Annotated in this window: 9 protein-coding genes; 5 read left to right on the top strand and 4 right to left on the bottom strand. The window is 69.1% G+C overall.

Translation table 11 applies throughout. The features are described from left to right. Positions 1-2,220 precede the first annotated feature (2,220 nt). Positions 2,221-4,044, bottom strand: a complete 1,824-nt coding sequence (locus C0012_RS03920) for a DUF4012 domain-containing protein (protein ID WP_110589665.1) — start codon at positions 4,042-4,044, stop codon at positions 2,221-2,223. 36 nt (positions 4,045-4,080) lie between these two features. After that, complete coding sequence (locus C0012_RS03925) at positions 4,081-6,249, bottom strand: cellulase family glycosylhydrolase (RefSeq protein WP_162621903.1); 2,169 nt, start codon at positions 6,247-6,249, stop codon at positions 4,081-4,083. 112 nt (positions 6,250-6,361) lie between these two features. Here C0012_RS03925 and rfbA point away from each other — a divergent pair, with 112 nt between their 5' ends. From rfbA to C0012_RS03945, 4 genes are read left to right on the top strand one after another with little or no spacing between them, the layout of a single operon-like run. After that, the gene (rfbA, locus tag C0012_RS03930; protein ID WP_110589663.1) at positions 6,362-7,231 is read left to right on the top strand and encodes a glucose-1-phosphate thymidylyltransferase RfbA; all 870 of its coding nucleotides are present in this window, start codon (positions 6,362-6,364) and stop codon (positions 7,229-7,231) included. Continuing rightward, positions 7,231-8,229: a dTDP-glucose 4,6-dehydratase gene (rfbB, locus tag C0012_RS03935; RefSeq protein WP_110589662.1), complete on the top strand. Its 999-nt coding sequence runs from the start codon at positions 7,231-7,233 to the stop codon at positions 8,227-8,229. The genes rfbA and rfbB overlap by 1 nt, the downstream gene beginning before the upstream one ends. Further along, complete coding sequence (gene rfbD, locus C0012_RS03940; protein WP_408631126.1) at positions 8,229-9,599, top strand: dTDP-4-dehydrorhamnose reductase; 1,371 nt, start codon at positions 8,229-8,231, stop codon at positions 9,597-9,599. Before rfbB ends, rfbD begins: the two co-directional genes overlap by 1 nt. Positions 9,600-9,650: 51 nt before the next feature. Continuing rightward, positions 9,651-10,685, top strand: a complete 1,035-nt coding sequence (locus C0012_RS03945) for an acyltransferase family protein (RefSeq protein WP_162621902.1) — start codon at positions 9,651-9,653, stop codon at positions 10,683-10,685. A 7-nt stretch (positions 10,686-10,692) separates the two neighbouring features. On the opposite strand, the gene C0012_RS03950 is transcribed toward C0012_RS03945, so the two are convergent. Then, positions 10,693-12,123 (bottom strand): sugar transferase, encoded by a 1,431-nt coding sequence (locus C0012_RS03950; protein WP_110589659.1) that lies wholly within the window; start codon positions 12,121-12,123, stop codon positions 10,693-10,695. A 270-nt stretch (positions 12,124-12,393) separates the two neighbouring features. Between C0012_RS03950 and C0012_RS03955 the strand changes: the two genes are divergently transcribed. Next, complete coding sequence (locus C0012_RS03955; protein ID WP_110589658.1) at positions 12,394-13,551, top strand: glycosyltransferase family 4 protein; 1,158 nt, start codon at positions 12,394-12,396, stop codon at positions 13,549-13,551. Here C0012_RS03955 and C0012_RS03960 read toward each other — a convergent pair. After that, on the bottom strand, positions 13,512-15,584 hold the full coding sequence (locus tag C0012_RS03960) for a polysaccharide pyruvyl transferase family protein (protein WP_110589657.1): 2,073 nt from the start codon (positions 15,582-15,584) through the stop codon (positions 13,512-13,514). The genes C0012_RS03955 and C0012_RS03960 overlap by 40 nt on opposite strands. Between the last annotated feature and the right edge of the window lie 118 nt (positions 15,585-15,702).

Below are 15,702 nucleotides of genomic sequence, written 5' to 3' on the forward strand. Positions count from 1 at the left end.
ATCCGACGAGGACCGGGAACGGGGGCGGGAGGAAGCGCACCGTGACCGTGTCGCCTTCCGCTGCTCCCGAGACGTCGACCGTCAGCAGGTAGTCGCGCACGGGATCCGCGAGCTCCGCCCCGTCGACCGAGTATCCCGGGAACGGGAGGCGGCTGAGGACGACGCGGGGATCGGATCCGACCGACTCGACCGTGAATGTCACGGTCGTCTGCGTTTGGCCGGTGACGTCCACGGTCGTGCCGGATCCCTGCCACGTCACGCCGCCCGCCGTCGGCAGCTCCTCGTCGCGCTCGAAGAACCAGTTCCAGTACCCCTCGCTTTCCAGGTGCCATCCTTCGGGCACGGCGGGGCGGTCGGGGTAGGTGTCCTTCGCCGCGACGATCGTCGAGATGCTCATGAGGTCGCTCACGGGCGCCCCCGTCTCGTCGTCGATGCTCCACAGCGTGCCGAGGGCGTCGGCGCACGTGATGCCGCGCAGGTCGCTGCAGAGGTCGTCGGCGTAGGCGGCGAACGGCAGCACGGTGTAGACGCTCGCGACGGGGGTGTCGCTGAGGTACCAGAGATTGCCCATGAGGCGCTCATCCCAGCTGTCGGGCGTCGACTGGCCGGTGTAGTAGTTGCCGACAACGATCGCGTCGCCCGGTGCGCCTGCGAGGACGCCCTCGAGCTCGCTCGTCGCCGTCGGAGCGTTCACGCTCGGCATCGGCGACTCGGGCCACTGCGTCAGCTGCGCTCCCCCGACGCCGACCGTGACGAGCATCGACGCGAGCACGACCGCGGACGTCTTCCGCTCCCATCCGGCCGGCTTGCCCGCGACGTAGCCGCGCTCGCGCCCGCGGGCGATGAACCAGAAGCCCGCCAGTGCGGCGAGCTGCAGCGCCGCGGTCACGGCGATCGACTTCCACGACCACATCTCGCCGACCCAGCTGATGTAGGCGCACGCGACGATCACGCCGGCGGCGACCGCGAGCCGTGTCCGCGTCAGCCGCTCGGGGAAGGCCCGGGTCGCCGCGACGGCGAACACGAGAATCACCGCGATCGCGACGTAGGGCATCATCCGGATCGGCCAGCGAAGCGGCCCCATCTCGCTCGGGGCGAGGATGAAGGCCAGCATCGCGAGCCCGAGCACGCAGACGGGCGCGAGGCGCCGGAGGGCGTCGCGCGGGATCGGCAGGAACAGCGGGATCAGGGGCAGCAGCCACGCGATGTACACGAGCGGCCCCTGCGTCGTCGGCCCCCAGAACGACTCGATCGACGCGGTCGTGAGCGGGGATCCCGCAGAGAACAGGTCGGCGACGTCGGCGTTGAGGAAATGCTCGTTCGCGAAAGGATCCGCGCTGCGCTCCGTGACGGGCGACGTCATGATCGCGGGCAGATAGACGACGATCGTCCACAGCGCGCCCCACGCGCTCGCGAGCAGCGTGCGCAGGATCCGCACCCCGTCGCGCGCGACGAGGTGCCGCACGAGCGTCTCGACGAGCAGCACGACGAGGACGATCACGCCGAATACGTACCCGAAGGTGATGAGCGTGAAGCTCGCCAGGAGGAACGGGATCGGCGATCGACCGCCCTCGACGACGCGCCGCAGCGTCCACCACACGAGCGGGAGCACGCAGGCGTCGAACAGGCCGGTCGCCCACGACGCGGCGTCCATGTAGACGGTGAAGCCCGCGGCGGGCGCGAGCACCGCGGCGAGCGCTGCCCATGGGCGCGACGCCCCGAAGTCGCGCGCGAGGAGGAACATACCGACCGCGAAGACGGCGAGGAACAGCACCTTCCACGCCGTCACGTGCACGGCCGCGTCCGGCGCGGCGTGAGCGGTCAGTCCGATGAGCCAGGTGACGGGGCTGAGGATCCCCCATTGCCCTTCGGCGAAGTAGTTGCCGCCCTGCCAGGCCGACGGATCGAGGATCGGCAGCCGACCCTGCGTGAGGTACTCGCCGAGCGCCCACCACTGGCCGAAGGATCCGCGTTCAGTGTCGTCGGTGAAGTAGAAGCGCGGGTTGACGAGGAGCCTGCTCAGGGCGAGCCCGACGGTGACGGCGACCGCGAGCAGCGGCCAGCGGAGGCGCTGCCAGAGGGACTCGGTACCCTGCGCCCGCTCGTCGGTGTCGGGCGCTTCGGTCATGCGGATCCCCTCGTCTCGTCGGCCTCAGCGATGCTATCTTGCGGGCGCGGCGACCTTGGAGCATGACACGAGGGGTGCCTGCGGAGTGCGACCTACGACGTCGCCGAGCTCTCCGACGAGGGCGCGGCGCATCCCGCGCTCTCGGTGGTGACGTCTGTCGACTGGATCATGGGGGTCGTGCGGACGTCGAGCGCCCCGTAGTCGCCGTCGTCACCGGAGAAGGTCGCCGTCACCTCGGCGCTTTCGCCCGGGGAGAGGTAGGTCCAGAAGCTCGCAACGGGGCGACCAAGGTCGTCGACATTGTCGCTGCGGAGCTCGACCTGACCTCCGTCGACGGCCGTGCTCTCGACGCTCGTTCCGGGCGGGCCGTACACGTCCACCTGAGTGCGGAACTTCTCGATGCCCCAGTTCTGGCTGCGCACATACGGCGGGAGCTGCGCCGCTTCCTCGGGAGAGATGTCGAGGTGCAGCTCCGCCGAGACGTCGAACGACCGACGACCGTCGGCGCAGCTCGCGGCGACGGCGACGGCGGAGTCCATGTAGTAGTCGATCTTCGAACCCGACTCGTCGCGGAAGTAGACGCCGACCGTCGTCTGCTCGTCGTTGGTCGCGGGCAGGATTCCCGAGACCTTCAGCGGCTCCACGATCTGCTGGACCTCGTCGTCGGCGCTATAGAAGAGGAGGCTGCCCGTCTCAATGCTCTCGCCGAGCGCGACGATCATCTTCTGCGCGTCGAAGTCGCCCGACGCGATCTTGCTGAACACCTGCTCGGCGACGCTCGCGAAGAACGCGTCGGCGCCGAACTTAGTCTCCTGCGTGCCCCAGCGTTCGTACGCTTCGCGAAGCAGCAAGTCGACGGCGTTGTCCTCGGTGAGGACGTCGCCCGTAGAAAGCTCGATCGGCCCGGTTGCGCTGAGCATGCGCGCAAGGGCGAGCGGATCCGCCGAAAGCACCCCGTCGATCTGGTCATCGCGGATATCGCGCTGCCACCAGGCCGTGACGATCTCGGCCATGGTCGGGAAGTCGGGCCGGCTCGCGGAGGTGTTGATGTGGTCGACGAGGTACCGGGTGTAGAGATCGGTCGCGCTCTCGGGAACCTCGACGTCGACCGCGGTGCCGTTCTTGTACTGGTCGCTGTTGGCCTGGTGGACCATCTCGAGTTCGCCGCCGTCGGCGCGGATGAGGGTCTGCGACGCGGCCGATCCGCCGAGCCCGACGGATTCGGCGTTGTTCTGGAAGACCAGCAGATGGTGACGCTCGCCGTTCGCACCGAGCACATCGGGCAGCATGCTGAGGGTGGGCGCCATCGCACTCATGACATCCCCGACCTGATCGACGCCCGCGCGCACCGGATCGAGCAGCGCCCCTTCACGCACCTCGTCCAGCCCGTCGGCCAGGCGCGTGACGTCGGGAGCAGCCGATTCGAAGAGCGGGAGGGCGATCGCGATGAGGCCCCTGTCGCTGTCGCCCTCGAACGCCGCGAAGAGCGGCTGACCGAGATCATTGGCGAGCAGGTCAAGCGACTCCGCCGCGAGGCGAACACCGCGCAGATTGTCGCCTGCCCCCGGGATGACCTCCGCGAGGCGCCACACCGGATCCCCCGCTGCGCCTGCAGCCGCGGACGCGTGCTCCCCCAGTTCGGGAAGCGCCGCTGCGATCTCGGCATCGCCGTTCTGAACCTCTGCAACGATGCGCTGGCTCGCCTCGAGTTCACTCTTCACCGTGAGGGCCCGGAAGACGAGCCAGCACACGGCGAGAACGGCAATCGCGAGAACGGCTGCGATGACGATGCCGATGACCCGACGCCGCTTGCGTGGCGCGGACGCTTCCTTCTTCGAAGATTCGTCCTGCGCGGCGCGACGTTCGCGGCGCGTCTGGGGCACAGGCGCGCCGGAGTCAGCGGGGGAAAAGCTCATGCGCCGATCCTACGAAACCGCGGCTGTAGATCCGGCTCACTCTGCCCCAAGCCCCTCGACGAACACGGGTTCCTGGTTCATGTCGATCCGCACGGTGCCGTCGACCGGATCGATGGTCGAGACCTTCCCCCACGCATCCGTCACTGTGACGGTTTCCTCGCTCGCGTACTCGGCGGTTCCTCCGCCGCCGGGTGCCCAGGCGATGCGCACGGCGTCGTTCCCCGATCCGAAGCGCACCGAGCGGATCCCCTCCCCCGCGTCTTCGCTGCCAGCGAGCTCGAGACCGGCGATCTTGGACGTGAGCAGAGCCTGCGCGAACGCGGCCGGCTTGGGCGGCAGCGCGGGGAGATCCGCACGGCGCGGGCTGAAGAGACCGAAGTGCACCTCGTGTTCGTTGCCGTCCTTCTTGATCTGCGAGGGGTCGCTGACGAGGTCGTACCAGAAGTACTTATCCGCCCCTCCGACGAGCGCCATCGTCTCGACGCGAAGGAGGTTGACGGCCTGCTCGTCGGCCGGAACCTGCGCCCAGATGCCGCCCGTCGTCCAGCCCATCTCGGTGATCCAGACGGGCTGTTCCTCGCCGCGGTCCTTCATCGACTGGATCGATTCGCGGACGATCTTCGCGGCGTTGTCGGGGTTCTGGCCGATGTTGTACGGGTGGTAACTCGTCACGTCCGATGCGTCGAGGCCGCCGATGTCCCACAGCCGGTCGAGGAAGCCCGCGTCGTAGTTCGCCGTGGCGCCCGCGACGATGGCGACATCGGGATCGACTTCCCCGACGCGCTGCTGCACGGCCTGCACGAGCGGCAGATAGCAGTCGGCCTCGCGACACCCCTTGTTGAATGGCTCGTGGTTGAACTCGTTCCAGACCTCGATGCCGATCGGGTCGAACTGCTGAACCACCGCCGCGCCGTATCGCGCGTAAGCGTCGATCGCCTCGCCCTCCGGAGGTGTCTTGAGCATCTCCCACTCGGCCTGACCCGCGTAGCCGGTATACGCCGGATTGCCACTGTCGAGGACGGCGAGCAGATCGACCCCGTGGGCAGCGAGCTTCCCGAACTCGTCGAGGTAGGTCTGGGTCCATTGGTAGCTGCCGCGCGACGCCTCGTTGTTGTCCCATTTGACGTCGTTGCGCACGGCAGAGAGCCCGAGCGATGCGGCCGCCTCCGCCCCGTCGACATAGGCGTCACGCTGGAGGTGCGTGGCGGCCCCGAAGCGGTCATCCACCGGGATGCGCGCGCCCGCGTGGTCGATCACGGCAAGCGGTGCGCTGGCCTCGACTCCGTCGGCCGCTGTGACCGTGACGGTGTAGTACCCCTGCTCAACGCCCTCGAGGGGGATCGCACTGACCCCCGGGCCCAGATCGGCCGTGCCTTCGATGACCGTGTCGTTCTCGAACCGCTCCGCGCGCCAGTGCGCCTTCCCTTCGGCGAGGTTCACTCCGAGAGCCGCGCTGTCCTGGCGCAGCACGAGCGAGTCGTTGAGAATGCCGCTTCCCGCTTCGACCTCTTCGAACGACGGGTTCGGGAGGAGGTTGTCGCCTTCGCCTGCGGCCTGCAGCGAGAGAGCGTCGACCCCGAGCCCCGCAACGGGCCCCTCGACGATCACATGCACCTCGGCGACCGTCTGATCATCGGCCGCCGTGAACTCGCCCTCGATCTCGGCCCATCCGGCGTCGAGGTCGGGGACGTCGATCTCCGCACCGCCGACCGTCACCCGCACGGGACGCTCTTCGGCTTCCTCGTACAGGGCGCGCATCTGGCCCGCAAAGGCGTAGGTCTTCCCCGGCTCGACGTCGACGTCGGCGCGCAGCACCGTAACCGATCCGTTCACGCTCGGAGCGTCGATGTACGCGGACGTCTCTCCGTCGGCGGCCGCGCCGTACTGGGGCAGCACATCGGCGATCTGGGTCTCGGGGGCGCGCTGCCACCCGACGATCAGTGCGTCGACGACGGCCGCACGCGGCAGCGCCACGGGCTCCGGCGTGGGTGTCGGCGTCGGGGTGGGAGTTGGCGTCGGGGTGGGCGTCGGCGTCGAGGTCGCGACCGGCGCCGCGACCTCCTCCGGATCCTGCTGGAGCGCAACGGCGGTGAGCGTGCCTCCGCCGAGCGCCACGACGGCCGCCACCGCGGTGATGATGCGCGTGCGGGTCGACCAGCGCGCGGGATTGAGGTTCCGGGGGAAGCCGGTCGAGGATGTCGTCATCATGCTCCGTGGTCTCGGTGGGCCCGTGCAGCCGTGGCCAGGGTAATCGGTCGATGTGACGCGCAACCGTCGCAAACGGTCCGACAGCGCTTCTCATGACACGATAGGCGTCGTGAAGGGGATCATCCTGGCCGGCGGCACCGGCACGCGTCTGCACCCCATCACCCTGGGTGTCTCGAAGCAGCTCGTTCCCGTGTACGACAAGCCGATGATCTACTACCCGCTTTCCACGTTGATGCTGGCGGGGATCCGCGACATCCTCATCATCACCACGCCGCATGACGCCGCAGCCTTCGAACGGCTGCTGGGCGACGGATCGCAGTTCGGCGTGAGCATCTCGTTCGCGCAGCAGCCGTCGCCCGACGGCCTCGCGCAGGCGTTCACGATCGGTGCCGACTTTATCGGCGACGACTCGGTCGCGCTCGTCCTCGGCGACAATCTGCTGTACGGACCGGGCCTCGGCACACGGCTCGGGCGCTACACCGACGTCGTCGGCGGCGCGATCTTCGCCTACTGGGTCGCGGATCCGTCGGCATACGGCGTCGTCGAGTTCGACGACGAGGGCCGCGCGCTCTCGCTGGAGGAGAAGCCCGCGCACCCGAAGAGCAACTACTCGATTCCCGGTCTCTACTTCTACGACAACGACGTCGTCGAGATCGCCCGCGGCCTGAAGCCGTCTGCGCGCGGCGAGTACGAGATCACCGACATCAATCGGGCCTATCTCGAGCGGGGTTCCCTCCAGGTCGAGGTGCTCCCCCGCGGCACGGCATGGCTCGACACGGGCACGTTCGACGACATGATCGGCGCCGGCGATTTCGTGCGCACGATGGAGCACCGCACGGGACAGAAGATCGGCGCGCCCGAAGAGATCGCGTGGCGTCGCGGCTTCCTCGACGACGAGGAGCTGCGGGTGCGTGCCGAGAAGCTCGTGAAGTCGGGCTACGGACGCTACCTGCTGGATCTTCTGAAGAGGGGTCACTGATGCCTCGGCTGCTCGTGACCGGCGGCGCCGGTTTCATCGGATCGAACTTCGTGCACCACGTCGTGGAGCACACGGATCACACCGTCACGGTGCTCGACAAGCTCACGTACGCCGGCAATCGCGCCTCGCTCGCGGGGCTGCCTGAGGATCGTGTCGAGCTCATCGTGGGCGATATCGCCGATGCACCCCTCGTCGACGAGCTGTTCGCGCGCCACGACGCCGTCGTGCACTACGCGGCCGAGTCGCACAACGACAACTCGCTCGACGACCCGCGCCCGTTCCTCGACACGAACGTCGTCGGCACCTACACGCTGCTGGAGGCCGCGCGCCGCCACGACGTGCGGCTGCACCACATCTCGACCGACGAGGTGTACGGCGATCTCGAGCTCGACGACCCGCAGCGCTTCACGGAGACGACCCCGTACAACCCGTCGTCGCCGTACTCGTCGACGAAGGCGGCATCGGATCTGCTCGTGCGCGCGTGGGTGCGTTCGTTCGGCGTGCGCGCAACGATCTCGAATTGCTCGAACAACTACGGCCCGTTCCAGCACGTCGAGAAATTCATTCCTCGCCAGGTCACGAACGTGCTCCGCGGGATCCGTCCCAAGCTGTACGGCACCGGCGAGAACGTGCGCGATTGGATCCACGCCGACGACCACTCGGCGGCCGTTCTCACGATCCTCGACAAGGGGGTCATCGGCGAGACCTATCTGATCGGCGCGGACGGCGAGGAGAGCAACAGGGACGTCGTCGAGACGATCCTGTCGCTCATGGGGAAGGACGCCGACGACTACGACCTCGTCGCCGACCGCCCGGGGCACGACATGCGCTATGCGATCGATTCCTCGCGCCTGCGCGCAGAGCTGGGTTGGCGACCGCAGTACCCGAGCTTCCGCGCGGGCCTTGAGGCGACGATCCGCTGGTATCGCGACAACGAGTCATGGTGGGCGGGCGCAAAGGACGGCGTCGAGGCCTTCTACGCATCAAAGGGACAGTAGTGCGGATCCACGAGACCCCGATCGAGGGGATGCTGCTGGCCAAGCTCGACGTGCACGGAGACGCACGCGGCTGGTTCAAGGAGAACTGGCAGCGCGAGAAGATGACGGCGCTCGGCCTGCCCGACTTCGGCCCCGTGCAGAACAACATCTCGTTCAACGACGCGGTCGGCACGACCCGCGGGATCCACGCGGAGCCCTGGGACAAGTGGGTCTCGGTCGCGACGGGCCGCATCTTCGGCGCGTGGGTGGATCTGCGGGCAGGCGAGGGCTTCGGGCGGGTGTTCACGGCCGAGATCGACCCCTCGGCGGCGATCTTCGTCCCGCGCGGTGTCGGCAATGCGTTCCAGACGCTGGAGGCCGGCACGGCGTACACCTATCTCGTGAACGACCACTGGTCTCCCGATGCGGAGTATTCGTTCCTCAATCTCGCCGACGAGACCGCTGCAATCGACTGGCCGATCCCGCTCGCGGAGGCCGAGCTGAGCGACAAGGATCGCGCCCACCCGCGCCTCGCGGATGTCACGCCGGTGCCGCCGAGGAAGACGCTCGTGGTGGGCGCGAACGGGCAGCTGGGACGGGCGCTGCGTGCCGAGTTCGGCGACGCCGCCGAGTATGCCTCGCGCGCCGACCTCGACCTCACGGGCGACGTCTCGGGCGCTCGACGCTGGCGCGATTACGGCGTCATCATCAACGCAGGCGCCTACACGGCAGTCGACGCGGCCGAGAGCGACCGGGCCGACGCGTGGGCCGCGAACGCGACGGGCGTCGCGAAGCTCGCCCGCGTCGCGGCTGAGAACGGGATCACGCTCGTGCACGTCTCGAGTGATTACGTGTTCGACGGCGCCTCCCCACACCCCTACGCCGAGGCAGATGCCGTGTGCCCCGTGGGGGTCTACGGACAGAGCAAGGCCGGCGGCGACGTCGCCGCCGCGACGGCGCCGCGCCACTACATCGTGCGGACATCCTGGGTCGTCGGCGACGGCGGCAACTTCGTGCGCACGATGGCGCAGATCGCGGATCGCGGCGTGGATCCGTCGGTCGTCGACGACCAGGTGGGCCGCCTCACGTTCACGAGCGAGATCGCGCGCGGGATCCGCCACCTGCTCGACACGAGGGCGCCGTTCGGCACGTACAACCTCTCGGGATCCGGCGAGCCGCGGTCGTGGTGCGAGATCGCGCGGCGCGTGTTCGAGCTGTCGGGCCACGACGCGGATCGCGTCGCCCCCGTGTCGACCGCCGAGTATTTCGCGGGGAAGACGGGCATCGCCCCGCGCCCCGCGAACAGCGTGCTCGACCTCTCGAAGATCGAGCAGACGGGCTTCGCCCCCGCCGATCATGAGGAGTCGCTCGCCGCGTATCTGCGGGGCTGAGACATGTCGTCCGTGGCGCGTGATCTGAACTCTCCCCGAGAGCAACCGCGCATGGCGTGGGCCGATGTGGCTCGTGCCCTCTGCGTGCTCGGCGTCGTGCTCATGCACACGGTCATCACGGTGCAGGCCTTCGGCTTCGCCATCGAGCCGTGGCGCTGGTTCGTCGACGCGATGGGCCCGTTCCGAATGTCGGCGCTGTCGATGATCAGCGGGCTTCTGCTGTCGCGACGCATTCGCGCCGGTTGGGCCGACGAAGGCGTGCGCGTCTCTGTCGCCCTCTCGGCATGGTTGTACGCGACATGGCTGCTCCTCTTCACCCTCTTCGCTCTGACAGTCGGCGCATTCCTCTGGGTCGGACCGCTGGCCTCGGGCGATGCGCTCGGCACGTGGCAGGCGTTCGCCCGCCAGCTCGTGCTACCCCGCACCGTGCTCTGGTACGTGCTCGCTCTGGCGGTGTGGACCGCCGTGCTCGCGACGCTGCGCCGAGTCTCGCCCGCGATCGTCCTCGTCGCCCTCGCAGCGCTCTCGGCGACGAGCTTCTGGATGCCGGTACTTGAGGGATCCGATCAGTACCGGAACATCTGCCGATACGCCTTCTTCTTCGCGCTGGGTGTGTACGGCGCGCGCTTCGTGCGCGACGCCCTCGCGCGCCACGCCGCGGGCGTGTTTACGGCGGCGCTGGGAGCGTTCGCCCTGCTCCAGAGCGTCGTCGTGATCACCGGGATCGCGAGCATCGAGAATCTGTTGTCCGTTCCGCGCGACGCGGCGGGCGCGCTCGTCGTCCTGTCCGGCGCTCTGTTCCTCGCCGCTGTTCCCCTGCTCGGCCGAGCGCTCGCCTGGATCGGACGCCGCACGCTGCCGATCTACGTGACGCACGCCCTTCTGCTCGAGACGCTGATCCTATTCCCCGGCTGGTGGGTACCCCTCGTGCAGCACCACGCGTTCGCGCGCGCGATCTCGCCGCTGATCATCACACTCGGGTGCGCGGCGGCCGCTATCGCGGTGCACGCCCTCGTGATGCGCACCCCGATGCGCGTGATCTTCGCTCTGCCGGGCCCGATCCGGCGCCGGCTCACGCGCGCGTAGGCGACGCTCAGGCGGAGGTGCCGTCGGGCGCGATCACCGCGCGCGCCGTCTTGAACATGATGACGGCGTCGGACATGAGGCTCCAGTTCTCGACGTACGCCAGATCGAGGCGCACCGTGTCGTCCCACGAGAGGCTCGAGCGCCCCGAGACCTGCCAGAGGCCCGTGATGCCGGGCTTGACGAGGAATCGGCGGTGCACGTGGTCGGCGTACTGCTCGACCTCGGTCGGCAGCGGCGGGCGCGGTCCGACGAGCGACATGGATCCGCCGATGACGTTGAATAGCTGGGGCAGCTCGTCGAGGCTGAAGCGGCGCATGAAGCGCCCGACGGAGGTGACGCGGGGATCGTCCTTCATCTTGAACAGGACCGCATTGCCCATGTCCTGCATATCGAGAAGCGATTCGACTTGCTTTTCGGCGTCGACCACCATCGAGCGGAACTTGTACATGCGGAACCGGCGTCCGTGGCGGCCGATACGGGTCTGCCGGTACATGACAGGGCCGGGGGACGTGGTCGCGACGGCGAGCGCAAGAACGAGCATCACGGGCAGGGCGAGAAGCGCGAGCAGAAGGGACCCGCACAGATCGAGCATGCGCTTGACGAAGCGCTGTCCCGGGGTGAAGCGGGGCGTCTCGACGTGCATGAGCGGCAGGCCGGAGACCGGCCGCGTATGAATGCGCGGGCCCGCCACGTCTGTGATGCTCGGAGCCAGAACGAGGTGCTGGCTGCCGGCCTCGAGCGCCCAGGAGATGTCTTTCACTCGCGTCGGCCCGAGCCTGTCGGCACTCGTGATGACGACCGTGTCGGCCCCGACCGACGCCATCGTTGGGACGACGTCGTCGAGGCCGTCATAGAGGGGAACGCCGTCGAGGCTCTTCGACTCGCCCGGGCGCGAAGACACGCACGCACCGACGACCTTGTAGCCCGCGCCGACGTGGCGCCGCAGCTCCCGCGCCGTTCGCTCGACGGATTCTCCCGTGCCGACGAGGAGGACGCGGGCGGCGTACTCTCCCCGCGATCGCTTCGCGCCGAGCCAGCGGCGCCAGAGCCACCGTTCGAGAACGAGCACGGCGACGCCGACGGGGAAGGCCAGCAGGAGGTAGCTGCGGGCGAGCTCCACGCGCGTCAGGAAGGCGATGATCGCGATGATTCCGAACAGCATGACGCTCGCGTCGAAGATCCGCTTGTACTCGATGGCACCAACGCCGATGACGCGGTCGGAGCGCGTGTCGTTGAGGGCGAGGGCGATCATCCACGCGATGACGATGATTCCGGAGACGATCGTGTACGGCCATCCGCCGGAGCCGAGCCAGGTCGAGCTGCGGGCGACGTCCTCATCGAGGCCGAGGGCAAACACCTGGGTGCCGTACACAACGGCGAGCAGGACGCCGAGATCGGTCCAGCGCAGAAACATGGCGTACCGACGGCGCCAACCCATGCGGTCCTTCACGGAAGACGTTGACGTGGCCGAGACCTGCGCAGCGAGTGCGGAAGAGATCGTGGACGAGGGTCGACTGGCGCCCTGTCCGCGCACGTCTCCACGTGCGATCTCGGTTGTCACTCCTGCACGTCCTGTCTCTCAGCCTGGGACCGCCGCAAGGATCTTACACCCACGCCTCACAACCGACCGGGCTCCTGGTCAGGCGTTTTCCCCACCCGGCACCGCCAACGATGAGGCGGACACCGCGCGCCATTCTAGACTGACGTCGTGTCGACCTCGAATCCGCCGCTCCTCGTCGCGCACGTCGCGCACACGACGGAACGGGGCGGGGCCGAGATCGCGCTCGCGCGGCTTCTCTCGCATCCTGCGAGGGCTTGGCAGGCGCGTCTCGCGCTTCCGACCGACTCTTCCCTCGGTGTCTTCGCAGGCCTCGACGACGTCGACATCTCGCGCGCCGGGCGTCCCCAGCGGCCCGGCGCAGCCTCGGCCTCGCCGATCGCGGCGACGCGATTCGCGGGAGCTCTCGTTCGACAGGCCGGGGCTCTGCGCCGCAGCGGCGCCCTGCACGGAGCCGATGTCGTGCACGCGAACTCGACGCGCGCGGCCGCCTATGCGGCCCTTGCCCTCCGAGGGCGGACGACGCCTCTTATCGTGCATCTGCGCGACCGCATCGAGCGCGACGCAATCGGCTCGGCCGGCGCCCTGCTGTTCCGCCGCGTCGTGGTGCCACGGGCGACCGGATTCGTCGCGAATTCGGCGTCGACGGCGCGCACCGTGAGCCCCCTCGCGCGCGCAGACCAGTTCGTCGAGGTCGTGCCGAGCCCCATCGGCATGAGCCGCGCCGTGCACTCCGCACCGCGTCCGGACGGCCCCGTGCGCATCGGCATGGTGGCACGATTGTCGCCGTGGAAGGGGCAAGAAGAGCTCCTGCGCGCCTTCGCGCGCGCAGGCCTCTCCGGGCGCGCGACGCTGACGCTCGTCGGCGGTACCTCCTTCGGCAGCGAGGAGTTTGCGCGTCGCCTCGCCGGCCTTGCCCGAGAGCTCGGTGTCGCAGGCGATGTCACGTTCGCGGGGCACGAAGACGAGGTGCGGGGGCGTATCGACGCCCTCGACGTCTGCGTGCAGTACTCCACGCGCCCCGAGCCTCTCGGACAGAACGTGCTGCAGTACCTCGCGCGCGGGCGGACCGTCGTCGCCTCAAACGAGGGCGGGCCCGCCGAGTGGATCCGTGACGGCGAGAACGGCGTGCTCGTTCCTCCGCGCGACGTGGCCGCCCTCGCGAAGGCGCTGCGCCGCTTGGTCGATGACGCCGCTCTGCGCGGACGCCTTGCCGACGCGGCGCGCACCGACGAGCGGATCCCCTCCGATGAGACGATCGTGCGCGCTCACGAGCGCGTGTTCGCCCGTGCCGCCGGCCGCCACTGATCCCCCACGAGCTCGCGGCGCACGTCTGCCAGCTCGTCAACGGCCCGCGCGTACGCCGCAGCGCTGTCGCTCGCACACGCGAGAAGTGTGTCATCGTCGAGCTCCGCGATGCGCACCGGCAGCTCACCCGCCTGCACAGTGGCCCACGGCAGCCCGAGTGCGTCGAGGTGGCGCGAGAGCTTCGGGGTCGCCGCCTCGACCCACGCCAGGGGGACGACCCCTTCCGTGAACGCGAGAAGGAGGACGTGCAGACGATCGCTGAGCACGGCGCGCATGCCAGCGTACTCGCGGCGCAGCGTTCCCTCCTGCGCAAGATGCGTGGTCGCGTCATCGAATGGGACGGCCCTGGCACCGAGATCCGCTGCGAGCTGTCGAGCGCGGGCGGAATCGCGGCGCACCTGCGCGAACGTGACGATCTCGAGGCCGAGGCGATCCGCCGTCTCGCGCACCGCGCGGATCCACGCGGGGCTCGGATACGGACGATCCGCCCGCAAGGAGACGCCCAGCGTGCTCTGCGACACCGCGACACCGCTCGTGGGGAGCCCGAGCGCCCAATCGGGCATCGACGGCGCGGGCTCGAACACGCGAGCGGTCTCGTCGTCTCGCCACCGCACGAGATCCGCCATACGGAAGAGCCGTCGGAACAACCAGGTCACGCCGCGACGTGGCGACGGCACGGCGGCGCCGAGCCAGACGATCGCGCCGCCCCGGCGATGGAAGCGCCGCAGAGCGGGCAGGATCCGCAGGAGACGCACGGTATACCCGCCCGAGAAGCTGAATTCACCGGCGTTGATCGCCAGCGTCGCCGGTCCGCGTCGAGCCGCGGAGACCGCGTCGCGGAGCCAGGCGGTGAGGCTCGAGGTGACGCGGTCGCCGTCCGCGAGCCCGAGAGCCGCGACGAAATCGTCGGACGCGTCGTCGACGTAGGCGACGAGGGGGCCTCGTGCGCGAAGAGCGTCGGCGTACTCACGACGCAGGGCGGTGTCGCCGACGTTGTCGTCCTGCCCCCACAGCCACGCGAACACCGTTTCGTCTGCGTCGCGGCCCACGGCCGTCCGGTACGCGGCCGCGTGTGCCGCGCCCACGCGATCCCATGACCGCGCCGACAGATCGGGCGGATCCGAAGGCAGCTCGCGAGAACGCTCGAATGCCGTCCGCAGATCATTGGCCGTGAGGTCGCCCGAGAACGTGTGCACCCATCCGTCCCCGATCTCCTCGCGCAGCGCCCGGGCCGTCGAACCGTCTGGCACGAGCACGGGTCGGCCGAGCGAGAGCGCGACGAGCACGGCGCCAGAGCTGTGCATCTCGCGATACGGCAGCACGATGAGCTGCGCGCTCGTGACCTCGTCGACGAGGTCTGCGTCGCGCAGGAAGCCGAATCGGCGGGTGATGCGCGCGTCGTGCTGCGCCGCTTCGTCGACCCGCCCCGCGAGGGCGTCATCGATCGGGTTTCCGACGATGCGGAGCGCACCGGGCATATCCGCCTCCGCGTAGCGGTCGAGGAGCGCATCGATTCCCTTGTAGGGCCGGATGAGGCCGAAGAAGAGGACACGTCCGTTGACGCGCTCGGCCCGAGGAATGCCCGCGAACGGCTGCACGTAGCTGCCGTGCGGGATGTCGGCGACGGGTGCGGGGGCAACGCGATCGGGCTCGGGCACGAGATGGATCTCGACGCGCGTCATTCGTTCGAACGCGCGCGTGATGCGGCGCAGCCGCCACGAGACGCGCGCATCGTGCGGTGCGTGATTGTGCAACGTGGAGACGACGGGCGTGCGCGTCAACCGCAGGCGCAGCACCAGCAGGAGCGTCAGCAGCGACTTCACGATGCCGCGCGCCCCCGCGCCCCCGGCAAGCCCCTCGGGCCAGTGCAGGTGGAAGAGGTCGTACCGCCCGAACAGGGCGTGGCGCCACGTGAAGAAGACGACGTGGATCTCGTCTGAGGCGACGGCGGCCATGTGGTCGGCGTACTTCGTCTCGCCGGGCGCGGAGGCTCGGGTCGAATGGAGCACTGTCAGCGCGCGCTCACGGGGCATCGAACATTCTCCACTCGCATTCACATTTCGACTCGCCCTGGCGCGCCCGGAGAGCTGCTGACAGAAATCAAGCCAGCCTGGCGGCCGACCGGTCGTGTGCGAGCGTAGTCGAAGTCGC

Origin of the sequence: Microbacterium suaedae (assembly GCF_003254645.1) — a bacterium.
Classification (GTDB): Bacteria; Actinomycetota; Actinomycetes; order Actinomycetales; family Microbacteriaceae; genus Microbacterium; species Microbacterium suaedae.